The sequence below is a fragment of the Streptomyces sp. NPDC055078 genome (assembly GCF_053607985.1).
This window is the reverse complement of record NZ_JBSGUP010000213.1, coordinates 1-11,932: the sequence shown is the minus strand read 5'-3', so window position 1 is coordinate 11,932 and position 11,932 is coordinate 1. Positions and strand designations below refer to the sequence as shown.

Sequence of the window (11,932 nt, the reverse complement as noted above, 5' to 3'; positions counted from 1 at the left end):
GACTCGGGGCGCCGGGCGTAGTGGCGAGTGACCGGGAGGTTCGGCCGGTCAGATCCTTCCGCCGATCGTGCGGCGGCGGCGTGCGACGAAGAGCGTGCCGCCCAGAGCGGCGGTCGCGACCAGACCCGCGCCGACGGCCATCTCGGTGTCGCTGGGGCCCATCGCACCGCCGAGGCCGCCTTGCGCGCCACGGCCGGAGAGCACCGTGAACTGGGCCGTCGCCACCGACGGGTTGTTGTTGCACCTGACCGCGAGGTTGTACTGGCCGGGCGAGGCGTGGTCGTGGATTCGCGCCGTGGCGGTCAGGGTGTCACCCCTGTTGTCGCCCCCGCCCCGGTTGTCGGCGCGGTTGTCGGCGCGGTTGTCGTCCCGGCCGTTCCCGCCGTTGCCACCGTTCACCCCGTTCCCGCCATTGCCGCCGTTCCCGCCATTGCCACCATTGCCGCCGTTGTCGCCGTTGCCGCCCCGGTTCGCGGAGAGGGTGACCCTCGGGAAGGCGTTGGACGTGACCGTACCGCCGCGGTTGCAGCCGTGGACGGTGATCGTCAGGTTGCCGCCCTGGTGGACGGCGCGCGGGCTGACGGAGACATGGATCGGACCGTTGTCCTGGGTGTCGCCGCCCGCAGCGGCCAGCGGGGCGGAGAGCCCGACAGCCGCGCACGCGGCCGCGGCCACTGCGAGAGCGCGTGAAGCACGCATCGTTGAACCTCCAGTGGAAGACGCGCCGAAGCGGCGCTCCGGCGAATCGACGAGTACGCCTTCCATGACGAAGCCTCACCAGATGCACCATTCTTCGCATTTCGACACTGGTCCACCCCGGTGAGCCGACACCCCGGCGACACGCCGGGCATATCTGACGGATCCGCAGGTCACGGTCCGTCAGAAGTTTTATCCGACCGACTGACACGGATGGATCACCCGGGACGGCCGCGGCCACCCGTTCGCCTCTCTCTCCTCGCCACTCGGGCCGCGCTCACTTAGCGTGCGCACAGGCGCCTGGAAAATGTGACAAAAGGAGAATCATGGGCGACGAGTACAACGGCTCGGAGTCGAGGAGACGCTCGCCCTGGGGCGTGGTGGCCCTGGTGATGCTCACGGGGATCGCGCTGATGAAGAACGGTGTGGATGTCGCGCTCGGCCCGCCCCAGCCCGCCGCGGCGGCCTCGCTCGGCCGCCCCGACGGCGAGACATTCGCCCCGCTCGTGCCCCCCAAAGCTCTGGACTTCTCCCCCGCCGACCGTGTCCGCATCCCCTCACTCGGCATCGACGCTCCCCTGATGAACGTCGGCCTGGACTCCGACGACTGGATCGAGGCCCCGCCGCCCGAGGACCCCAATATCGCGGGCTGGTACCAGAACGGCATCGCCCCCGGCCAGCGCGGCACCTCGGTGGTCGTCGGTCATGTCGACAACCTCGCGGGCCCGGCCGTCTTCTACGGCCTGGGCTCCCTCCGCAAGGGCGGCCGGGTCGAGGTGCCCCGTGTCGACGGCAGGACGGCGGTCTTCGAGGTGTACGGCGTCGAGGTCTTCTCGAAGAACGACTTCCCCGCCGCCCGGGTCTACGGCGACACGGGCCATGCCGAGCTACGGGTGATCACTTGCGGCGGGGGGTACTCGAAGGCGGACGGTTACGCGGGGAACGTGGTCGTCTTCGCCCGGATGGTGAAGTCGTACTGACGGAGGGCCGGAGGGCGGAAGGGTCGGAGAGCCAGAGGGTCGGAGACAGCCGGGTCCCGAGGACCGGAGGACCCGAGGACCGGAGGACCCGAGGACCCGAGGACCGGAGAGGCAGCCGGGTCCGGGCCCGCGCCCGCCGACGATCGTGGGCGGACGCGAACGGGCGACGACGGGCGAGGACGGACCCCGCGCAAGGGCCTGCCCGGGAAGCGGCTCCCGGACGCGGACCGAGCGCTGCCGGTCGGCGCCCAGGGCTCAGCGGCGCGGGACCGTGACGCGGTAGCCGTCCTCCAGGAGTTTGGGGAGGTAGTTGCGCAGGGCCGCGACGCTCTGCCGCCGGTCGCCGCCCGCGTCGTGCGAGAGGACGACCACACCGGGACCGGCGCCGTCCAGGACGCGGCTGACGATCGTCCCGGTGCCCGGCTCGGTCCAGTCCAGGGTGTCGACCGTCCAGGCCAGGGGCTCCATGCCCAGTTCCGCGCCGATCTCGAACGAGTGCCGGTTCCAGGCGCCGAACGGGGCGCGGTACCACAGGGGCGGGGTGCCGAGGACCTTCTCGATCACCTCGCTCGTACGGCCGAGTTCGCGCCGGATGCCGGACGGCGGGAGCCGGGGGATCAGCGGGTGCGACCAGGAGTGGTTGCCGATGACATGGCCGTCGTCGGCCACCCGCCGGAGCAGATCGGGGTGCTCGGTCACCATCTCCCCGCAGACGAAGAACATGGCCCGCACGTCGTAGCGGCGCAGCGTCCGGAGGATGTGCGGGGTGTACCGGGGATCCGGCCCGTCGTCGAAGGTGAGGACCATGGTCCGCCCCGACTGCGGCAGCCGGAGGAACGGGCGCTTGCGCACCGGCGGCAGTGCCCGGCGCATGCGCGGTGGGTTGTGCGCCGTCATCGGCTGCAACCGGTAGGCCGAGGCCCGCACGGCCTGGCCCCCGGCGAGCTGGGGCCCGCCCGCGGGGCGCGGCCCGGCGGCCGGACCCGGGGCACCGGTCCGGCTGGGGGCGGCGGCCCGGCCGGAGACCTCCGGTCCGCCGCGGGCGCCGGTGCCCTCGGTGACGAGCAGCCCCGCCGTGGCGGCGGCGCCGAGACAGGCGGCGATGCGGAGCACCGAACGGCGGTCCGGTGGCGTCTGATCCTTCTTCATGACCAACTGCTCGCACGGCACCGGCACGCCACGGATGATCAACACGCCCGCCTGGCCGAAAATACCCGATGAGAGCAGTCGTCCACAGCCGCGGCCGGACCGCCCGCGACCGCCTGCCCGCACCGCTTCCGGTCCCGCGACCGGACCGGTCCGGAGCGCTTCGGGGCGCTTCAGGGACCTGCGGGGCGAGCGGTTAACCTCGATGGTGTGACCGATCCTCAGCCTCACCAGTTCGAACGCGGTACCGACGGGCCCAAGGTGATCGTCGTCGGGGTGGACGGCTCGGACTCGTCGCTGCGCGCGGCGGCGTACGCGAGCGGTCTCGCCCGCCGGCAGAACGCCCTGCTCGCCATCGTCTACATCCAGCCGGTGATGCCCACGGGTACCGCGATGGGCATACCGGTCGCTGAGGCCACGGAGGAGATCGCCCAGAGTCTGGTGGCCGAGATCCGGTCGGCCACGGAGCAGGTCCGGGGCATCTGGGACATCCGCTGGGAGTTCCACACCTTCCTGGGTGATCCCTACGGAGGTCTGGCGAGGGCGGCGGACGAACTCAAGGCGGACGCCGTGGTGGTGGGCGCGTCGGAGTCGGCCGGACACCGGATCGTGGGCTCGGTGGCGGTACGGCTGGTGAAGGCCGGGCGCTGGCCGGTGACCGTGGTGCCCTGACCGGCCGTTCAGCGGCCCATCGTGAGCCCGTCCGCCGCCGCTCCCCGGCCCAGTACGGCCGTACGGATGGCTTCCTGTGCCTCGCGGTAGTCGTCCCGGTCGGCGCCGCGCCGCAGCGCGTCCGGCAGATTGACGACCCGCCCCGCGTCCGTGTCCATCCACTGCGGGATGTACTCCGCCTTGGTCACGTTCCACCGCTGACCGGGCCCGGCGGGCGGTGCGAAGGTGAAGCGGCCGATGGAGCCCTGATTGCCCCGGGGGTCGTACGCGGCGGAGTGGTTGTACATGGGGCCGGCGATCTGGTCGCCCATGCCGTAGACGATCCAGGTGCCGTTGACCTTCTCGTACGCCTGTGGGACATGCGCGTGGGTGCCGATGATCAGGTCGATGTCGGGGCGGCCCGCGGTCCTGGCGGCGGTGAGGCTCCGCCCGAGGCCGAGCTGCCGCTCGTCCGGTTCGGTCTGCCACTCCGTACCCCAGTGCATGCTGACGACGACCACATCCGCGCCGGCCTTCCGGGCGGCGCGGGCATCGGCGACGATCCTCTTCTCGTCGATCAGGCTGACCGCCCAGGGCTGTCCCTCGGGCAGCGGATATCCGTTGGTGCCGTAGGAGTAGGCGAGTTGCGCGACCCTGGCGCCGCCTGCTTTCAGCCAGGCGGGGCGGTTCGCCTCGGCGGCCGTACGGGCGGAGCCGCTGTGCCGGATGCCCGCCAGATCGAGGGCGTCCAGGGTGCGCCGGATGCCTCCCGGGCCGTCGTCCAGGGTGTGGTTGGAGGCGGTGGAGCAGGAGTCGTAGCCGGTGGCGGCGAGTCCCCTCGCGATGTGCGGCGGGGACTTGAAGGCGGGGTAGCCGCTGTAGTCGCCGTCCGCGCCGTACACGGTCTCCATATGGCAGATGGCCAGGTCGGCGCCGGAGACGACCGGGCGGACACCCGCGAGCATCGGCCGGAAGTCATAACCGGTGGCGGCTGTGCGCGCGTCCGCCCGCGCCTGCCGGATGATCGAGTCGTGCGGGAGGACATCACCGCTGGCCACGAGGGTGAATCCGCGCGGCCGGTCGGCGCCGCCCGCGGTGGAGCGGCTCGGCGGCGGTGAGGGCTCCCGCTCCGGACGGGCGGCGAACCGCCCGGGCTCGGCGCAGGCCGCCACGGTGGCTGCGAGCAGTACGGCGGCGAGCGCTGCTGTTCCACGGCGCGTGCGCAGGGTCACGGACGACTCCCAACCAGAGCAATACAGAATAAGTATGACAATCTGAATGCACAGGTAGAGCCTCGGCCGAGTCAAGCGACACGGCCGCCGGGGTCACTCAATCGGCCCTCACCGCCCCCCGGCCCCCGCCCGCCGAACGCCTCGCCGGACCGTCGGAATCCGGCCAACCATCCGGTCGGCCATCCGGTCGGCCATCCGTTGGCCATCCGTCGGCCAGGCGGTCGGCCGGCCGGGGCCTGCCATCCGGCCGACCGCTCACCGCACCACTCGTCGCGCCGAGCGACCGCTCGCCGAACGCCTCGCCGCACCGGCTGTCCCTCCGCGCCGGAATGCGTTCGGATACGCCACATACCGACCCGCGCACCAGCGAACCGGGTACCAGCCACCTCAGCGCGAAAGGGTGTTGGCCATGGCGACGGCGACCGTGACCGCCTCCACGACCACCGACGAGCGGGCCGTCGCGGAGCTTCAGCGCGAGCACGGGGCCGCACTGCTCAGATTCCTCCAGGGTCTGACCTTCGGGGACCAGCAGCGGGCCGAGGACCTGCTCCAGGAGACGCTCGTACGGGCATGGCAGCACCCGGAGGCGTTCGACCGGCCCTACCCGTCGATGCGGCCCTGGCTCTTCACCGTCGGACGGCGGCTCGCGATCGACGCCCGGCGCTCCCGGCTGGCCCGCCCCACCGAGATCGGCGACGGCGTGCTGGCCACCACGCCGGACCCGGCGGACCTCACCGAGAAGACCGTGGCGGCGCTGGACGTCCGCGCGGCGGTCGGCTCGCTGAGCCCCGAGCACCGGGCGGTACTGGTGCGGATCTACTTCCACGGGCAGAGCGTGAGCGAGGCGGCGGAATCCCTCGGTATCCCCCCGGGAACGGTCAAATCACGCTCGTACTACGCGCTGCGCGCCCTCGCCGGATGTCTCCCCGGCTACTCCCGCCGGCATCCGGCACCGGCATGCGCCGACGACGGCACGGCCGCGCCGTCGAGGTCCCGTCCGCCGGGCCGGCCCTCCGCACGGGCGGCGCGGCGCTGAGGACGGATCACGACCGCCGCCACGTCACCCACACCCATCGCCGAGTCACGTACGCCCCCGGGGTCCCGCGCGTGTCCCCCTCCCCCCGGGCCACGGCCGGGCACCCGCAATATGCGAAAGGTCACGGTGAAGTTGAGTAAAGACCCGCCCTCAGCCGTGTCTCTCGGTACAGGCTCGTCTCCGAGTCGGCATTCGGCGTCGTCCGGAAGAAGGTGGCAAGGGTGCAGCCCGAGAGTTCGAACGGCACCAGCGGGGGCGCGCTGGCGATCCCCATGACCTGGCTCTGCGCCGAGTACGTGGCGGACGAGATGCTCCGCGCGGGCGCTCTCGTGGAGAGCGGCTCGCTGGAGTACCGGGCCGGGCGGGAGACCCTGGCGCTCACCATCTGTCTGTGCGACGGCTCGGGGGACGTCGCCGGAGTCCATACGATGTCCCGGATCGAGGAGTGGCTGAACCTCACCTCGTACGGCCATCCCTGGGCCGACTGGGTGCAGGACCGGCTCGCCGCCCGTGAGCAGCGGGAACTGGGCCTCGGCGGCGGGCCCGATCCGGATCTGGCGCTGGCGAAGGACTCCTGGAGATGGCTGCGCCGGACCGAACTGCTCGCCGCCGACCTGGGCGACTCCGAGCCATGGCATCCGGCGAACCCACTGGACACGGCGGACAGGGCCGTCAATGAGCACCGGCAGATATGGACACCTGCCTGGGAGCTGGGGCTGCCGCTGAGCCATCTGGCGATCCACCTCTTCTGACCACCTCTTCTGACCACTTGTTCAGCTCACCTCTGCTGACCACCTCTGCTGAGACCCGGCGGCCCCACGCCAATCGCCGAGTCACGTACGCCCCCCGGCCCCTCCCGCGCGGGACCCCGCCCTACGCCGGGTGGTGGCCCGGTGAGGTGTGGACTCCGGCCCGGTACTTGGGGACCCTGATCGTGATCTTCATCCCCGCCCCCACGCCCGTCTCGATGACGAGCCCGTGGTCGTCCCCGTACACCTGGCGCAGCCGCTCGTCCACATTGGACAGTCCGATGCCCGCCGACCCGGTCCGCTCCCCCGCGAGTATCCGGCGCAGTACGGCCGGGTCCATCCCCACGCCGTCGTCCTCGATCGTCACCATGGCCTCGGCTCCGGCGTCCTGAGCCGCGATGGTGATACGGCACTCGCCCGGCGAGTCCTCCAGGCCGTGCTTGACGGCGTTCTCGACGAGCGGCTGGAGACAGAGGAACGGCAGCGCCACCGGCAGGACCTCCGGGGCGACCTGGAGGGTGACCTTGAGCCGCTCCCCGAAGCGGGCGCCGGCGAGGGCCAGATACTGCTCGATGGAGCGCAGTTCGTCGGCGAGCTGGGTGAACTCGCCGTGCCGCCGGAAGGAGTAGCGGGTGAAGTCGGCGAATTCCAGGAGCAGTTCCCGCGCCCGTTCCGGGTCGGTGCGGACGAAGGAGGCGATCGCCGCCAGCGAGTTGAAGATGAAGTGCGGCGATATCTGGGCGCGCAGGGCACGGATCTCCGCCTCGATGAGCCGGGTGCGGGACCGGTCGAGTTCGGCCAGCTCCAGCTGTACGGAGACCCAGCGGGCGACCTCGGTCGCCGCGCGCACCAGGACGGCCGACTCCCGCGAACCATAGGCGACGAGCGCGCCGAGGATGCCTTCCTCGCCGGTCAGCGGCGCGATGACGGCCCAGCGCAGTGGGCAGCGCAGATCCTCGCACCCGGTGTGCACGCTCTGGCTCCGCCCGGAGTCCAGCACATCGGCGACCCCTACCAGCACGCTCTGCCGGTGGTGGTCGCCGCCCGGTCCGTCCCAGGCGAGGACGGTGTCCCGGTCGGTGAGACACAGGGCCTCGGTGCCCAGCAGGGAACGCAGCCGTCCGGCGGCCTTGCGCGCGGTGTCCTCCGTGAGGCCCGCCCTCAGGGGCGGTGCGGCGAGCGACGCGGTGTGCAGGGTGTGGAAGGTGGCCCGCTCCACGGGGGTGCCCAGGTCGAGGTCGGGTCTGCTGCCCCGCCGTTCGACGAGCCTGCCGAGCGCGACGCCCAGGGCCAGCAGGAGCGCTCCGGCGGCGGCGAGTGCCGCCATCCCCGTACCGGTCATCGTTCCGCTCCTTCGGGCCGGGTGCCAGGGGCATCGGGCCGCGCGCCCCGGGCCTCTGGGACCTCAGACCGGGTGCCCGGGACCTCTGGGACCTCAGACCGGGTGCCCGGGGCCTCTGGGACCTCGGGCACCGTGCCCGGGACCTCGGGCCGCGCGGCACCCGGCTCAGGCCGGGATCCGCCGACGAGATCCTCCGGCAGATGCAGCCGGGCGAGGATCGCGGTGGTGCCGGCGGGGATATGGCCCGGAGTGGCCAGGGACACCAGCACCATGGTGAGGAAGCCGAGAGGTACCGACCAGACCGCCGGCCAGGCCATCAGAGTGTGTGCCCAGCCCTCAGGGGCGAGTCCCGCGCGGGTCGCCATCACGGCGGTGAGCGCGGACCCGCCGCCGACGACGAGCCCGGCCGCCGCGCCCGGCGGGGTGAGCCGCCGCCACCAGATGCCGAGGACCAGAAGGGGGCAGAACGAGGAGGCGGAGACGGCGAACGCGAGCCCGACCGCGTCGGCGACCGGCACATCGGTGGCGACGACACTGGCGGCGAGCGGTACCGCCATCGCGAGCAGGGTCGCGAGCCGGAAGTGCCGCACCCCGCGCGAGGGCAGGGCGTCCTGGGTGATGACCCCGGCGACGGACATGGCGAGACCGGACGCGGTGGACAGGAACGCGGCGAACGCCCCGCCCGCCAGCAGCGCGCCGAGGAGATCGCCCGCCACCCCGCCCACGATCCGTTCCGGCAGCACCAGGACGGCGGCGTCCGCGTCGCCGGTGAGGGCGAGTTCCGGCGCGTAGATCCGGCCGAGCGCCCCGTAGACCGGGGGCAGCAGATAGAACGCGCCGATCAGACCGAGGACGACCAGCGTGGTGCGGCGGGCCGCGCGTCCATGGGGGCTGGTGTAGAAGCGGACGGCGACATGCGGGAGGCCCATCGTGCCGAGGAAGGTGGCGAGGATGAGCCCGTAGGTGGCGTACAGATGGTGTCCGTCCCGGCCGCCGGACAGCGGCTGGGACCAGCTCGCGGGGTCGGCGCCCGAGGTGACCCGCTCGGGCACCCGCGCCCCCGGGGGAAGGCCGAGTTCGGTGCCCGCCCCGATCCGGTGGTGGCCCGCGCCGAGGGTGACCGGCCCGCCCGTATGGGTTCTGCCGTCGACCCGGCCGGTGACGGAGACGGTCAGCGGTTCGTCCAGCTCGACCCGTACGGTGTCGTCGAGCCGTACGACGGTGTGCTCGCGCAGCACCGCCGGGGCGTCGAAGTCGGCGCGGGGTGTGCCGTCGCCGGTCCACGCGGCGAGCAGAAACAGCGCCGGCACCAGCAGCGCGGTGAGTTTGAGCCAGTACTGGAACGCCTGGACGAAGGTGATGCTGCGCATGCCGCCCGCCGCGACCGCCCCGGTGACGACGAAGGCGACGACCACCCCGCCGACCCAGCCGGGCGCTCCGGTGAGGATCTCCAGGGTCAGTCCCGCGCCCTGGAGCTGCGGCAGCAGATAGAGCCAGCCGATACCGACGACGAAGAGGCTGGCGAGTCTGCGGACGGCGGTGGATTCGAGCCGGGCCTCGGCGAAGTCGGAGAGGGTGTAGGCCCCCGAGCGGCGCAGCGGGGCGGCCACCAGCACCAGCAGGACGAGATATCCGGCGGTGTAGCCGACCGGGTACCAGAGCATGTCCGGGCCCTGGAGCAGGATCAGTCCCGCGATACCGAGGAAGGATGCGGCGGAGAGGTACTCGCCGCTGATGGCGGCGGCGTTGAGGCCGGGGTTGACGGTGCGGGAGGCGACGTAGAAGTCGGATGTCGTACGGGATATCCGCAGGCCGAGCGCGCCGATGAGCACCGTCGCGAGCACCACGACGGTGACGGCGGTCACCGCGTAGGTCTGGTTCACCGGCACGCGTCCGGTGAGGCCGGGGGCATGGGTCAGCGCCCTTCCACGAGCCTGGTGAAGTCCCGCTCGTTGCGCTCGGCGCGGCGGACGTACCAGCGGGCGGTCAGCCACATGACGGGGTGGACGGCGACACCGAGGGTGCCCCAGACGACCGGTCCCGGGGAGAGGGGGGCACCGCCGAGTGCGGCGGGGAGCGCGAAGAGCAGGGGGAGGGTGCCCACGGTCAGTGCGAGGGCACCGAGCGCGTGGAGCGCGGTCCGCAGCTGGCTGCGCATCAGGGAGCGCACATAGGTCGCGCCGAGCGTCGTCTGTTCGCTGATCTCGGACCGGGCGTGGGCGTGGCCGGGTGCCGGCCGGGTGCCGCGCGGCACTCCGGTGACCACCTCGCGGCGGGGTCGCTGGTCCCCGGGCATCGTCGTCCCCCTCCGGCGTCAGTCGGCGAAATCCTGGAAGCTGTGGAGTCTACGCACGGGCCGTGGACGGTGGTAGGCGCGGCTCGGGCCCCGGAGCGGGACCCCGGGGCGGTTCAGCCGCTCGCATGCCGCATCAGCAGATCCCGGAGCTGGCGGGCGTGCCTGCGGCTGACGGCCAGTTCGGCCGTGCCGACCCGGACGGTGGTCGTTCCGGCGTCCAGGCGGAGTTCGTCGATCCGGGCGAGGGCGACGAGATGGCTGCGGTGGATCCGGACGAAGCCGCGCGAGGCCCAGCGCTCCTCCAGCGTGGAGAGCGGGATGCGCACCAGATGGCTGCCTTCCTCGGTGTGCAGCCGGGCGTAGTCGCCCTGGGCCTCGACATAGGTGATGGTGTCGATCGGTACGAACCGGGTCACGCCGCCCAGTTCCACCGGGATCTGCTCGGAGCTGCTGTGCACCGGCGCGGGTGGCGTCCGGTCGGAGTGCCGGATCTCGCGGGCGGTGCGCACCTGGTCGCGGACGCGCCGTACGGCCTCGGCCAGTCGTTCCCGGCGGACGGGTTTGAGGACGTAGTCGACTGCCTTGAGGTCGAATGCCTGGACGGCGAAGCCCTCGTGGGCGGTGACGAAGACGATCAGCGGCGGGTGGGTGAATCGCGCCAGCAGCCGGGCGAGGTCGAGTCCGGTGAGTCCGGGCATATGGATGTCGAGGAAGACCACGTCAATGCCGACCGGGCCCTCGGGGCCGACTGGGCCGTCGGCTCCGTCCGCTCCCTCAGGGGTGTCGGGTCCGGCGTCCAGGGCACGGCTGATACGGCGAAGGGCGTCGGTGGCGTCCGTGGCACCCACGGCGCTGGTGACCCGGGGGTCGGAGCGCAGCAGATAGAGCAGTTCCTCAAGTGCCGGTCTCTCGTCGTCGACAGCCAGTACGCGCAGCATGCTGCGGAGTTTAGGGGCTGTCCCTCAGGGCCTCCCGATTGGATCTTGACTGGGCTCGCGTGCCCCGGTGCCGGACCGTGCCCGGTGCGCGTACCCGCTCGACGGGCGGTGGCATGGGGCGGATCCGGCCAGGAGCGCGTCGGTGTTGCCGTCCGGAGGGTTGAGCACAGAGGGTCCCCGGCCCGTATTCATCGGTGACAGACCGCACCACGCGCAGTACCAGGAATCGAGGACTCCATGAGCTTGCAGCAGCGCCACCAGGATGTGGCCGCCTATGCGCTCGGAGTTCTGGAGCCCGCCGACGCGTACCGCTTCGAGGAGCATCTCGCGGACTGCGTTCTGTGCACGGTACAGCTCTCCGACTTCGCTTCGGTCGCTGCCGTGATCTCCCCGCTCGCCGGGTCCGACGCCCTGCTGCCGGCCGGTGCGCCGCCGCACCTGCTGGACCGGCTGACCGGCGAGGTCGCGCTCGTCCGGCGGCGCAGCCGCAGACGGCGGTTCCGGCTGATCGCGGCTGCCGCCGCGCTGATCGTCGCGCTGCCGCTGGCCGTCGCCGCGCTGCGGGCGGCGGACGCTCCGGCCGAGCGGCCGTCGACACGGGTCACGGCGCGCAACGCGGCGACGGGGGTGACGGCGTCCGCCGTGGTACGCGACCAGGCGTGGGGCACATCGGTCGAGATGCGGCTCACCGGACTCACCGGGCTCACCGGCCCCGGCTCCTGCCGCCTCTTCGCCATCACCAAGGAGGGCATCGAACGCCCGGTCCTGAGCTGGAAGGTACCGGCCGGGGTCTACGGGACCCACGGCGAGGAGACACCGCTGGAGATCGGCGGCGGCACGGATCTGCCGAGCGAGCGGATCGGCCG

Annotated in this window: 12 protein-coding genes; 5 read left to right on the top strand and 7 right to left on the bottom strand. The window is 72.4% G+C overall.

All coding sequences use genetic code 11. From position 1 onward, the window contains the following. Positions 1-48 precede the first annotated feature (48 nt). Positions 49-699 carry a hypothetical protein gene (locus ACWF94_RS19265; protein WP_453489381.1) on the bottom strand — a complete coding sequence of 217 codons (651 nt, stop codon included), beginning with the start codon at positions 697-699 and terminating at the stop codon, positions 49-51. A gap of 323 nt (positions 700-1,022) precedes the next feature. Here ACWF94_RS19265 and ACWF94_RS19260 point away from each other — a divergent pair, with 323 nt between their 5' ends. Further along, positions 1,023-1,676, top strand: a complete 654-nt coding sequence (locus tag ACWF94_RS19260) for a class F sortase (RefSeq protein WP_453489378.1) — start codon at positions 1,023-1,025, stop codon at positions 1,674-1,676. A gap of 255 nt (positions 1,677-1,931) precedes the next feature. Here the strand turns inward: ACWF94_RS19260 and ACWF94_RS19255 are convergent, their stop codons facing one another. Beyond that, the gene (locus tag ACWF94_RS19255; protein ID WP_453489375.1) at positions 1,932-2,825 is read right to left on the bottom strand and encodes a polysaccharide deacetylase family protein; all 894 of its coding nucleotides are present in this window, start codon (positions 2,823-2,825) and stop codon (positions 1,932-1,934) included. Positions 2,826-3,032: 207 nt separating this feature from the next. Between ACWF94_RS19255 and ACWF94_RS19250 the strand changes: the two genes are divergently transcribed. After that, positions 3,033-3,494 (top strand): universal stress protein, encoded by a 462-nt coding sequence (locus ACWF94_RS19250; RefSeq protein ID WP_453489372.1) that lies wholly within the window; start codon positions 3,033-3,035, stop codon positions 3,492-3,494. 8 nt (positions 3,495-3,502) lie between these two features. On the opposite strand, the gene ACWF94_RS19245 is transcribed toward ACWF94_RS19250, so the two are convergent. Next, entirely contained in the window at positions 3,503-4,699 is a 1,197-nt protein-coding gene (locus ACWF94_RS19245; protein ID WP_453489384.1) for a CapA family protein, read from the bottom strand. 415 nt (positions 4,700-5,114) lie between these two features. On the opposite strand from ACWF94_RS19245, the gene ACWF94_RS19240 reads away from it, so the two are divergent. Then, positions 5,115-5,741, top strand: coding sequence for a sigma-70 family RNA polymerase sigma factor (locus ACWF94_RS19240; protein ID WP_453489369.1), 627 nt, complete (start codon positions 5,115-5,117; stop codon positions 5,739-5,741). A gap of 221 nt (positions 5,742-5,962) precedes the next feature. After that, the gene (locus ACWF94_RS19235) at positions 5,963-6,493 is read left to right on the top strand and encodes a hypothetical protein (protein WP_453489366.1); all 531 of its coding nucleotides are present in this window, start codon (positions 5,963-5,965) and stop codon (positions 6,491-6,493) included. Positions 6,494-6,614: 121 nt separating this feature from the next. Here ACWF94_RS19235 and ACWF94_RS19230 read toward each other — a convergent pair whose 3' ends face one another. The 4 genes from ACWF94_RS19230 to ACWF94_RS19215 form a co-directional block, all read right to left on the bottom strand. Continuing rightward, positions 6,615-7,832, bottom strand: a complete 1,218-nt coding sequence (locus tag ACWF94_RS19230; RefSeq protein ID WP_453489363.1) for a sensor histidine kinase — start codon at positions 7,830-7,832, stop codon at positions 6,615-6,617. Then, the gene (locus ACWF94_RS19225; RefSeq protein ID WP_453489360.1) at positions 7,829-9,715 is read right to left on the bottom strand and encodes a sodium/solute symporter; all 1,887 of its coding nucleotides are present in this window, start codon (positions 9,713-9,715) and stop codon (positions 7,829-7,831) included. Before ACWF94_RS19225 ends, ACWF94_RS19230 begins: the two co-directional genes overlap by 4 nt. A gap of 32 nt (positions 9,716-9,747) precedes the next feature. Next, positions 9,748-10,128: a hypothetical protein gene (locus ACWF94_RS19220; protein WP_453489357.1), complete on the bottom strand. Its 381-nt coding sequence runs from the start codon at positions 10,126-10,128 to the stop codon at positions 9,748-9,750. A 113-nt stretch (positions 10,129-10,241) separates the two neighbouring features. Beyond that, positions 10,242-11,066, bottom strand: a complete 825-nt coding sequence (locus ACWF94_RS19215; protein WP_453489354.1) for a LytR/AlgR family response regulator transcription factor — start codon at positions 11,064-11,066, stop codon at positions 10,242-10,244. A gap of 237 nt (positions 11,067-11,303) precedes the next feature. On the opposite strand from ACWF94_RS19215, the gene ACWF94_RS19210 reads away from it, so the two are divergent. Next, the coding region (locus tag ACWF94_RS19210; protein WP_453489351.1) for an anti-sigma factor family protein at positions 11,304-11,932 on the top strand (629 nt) is incomplete at its 3' end.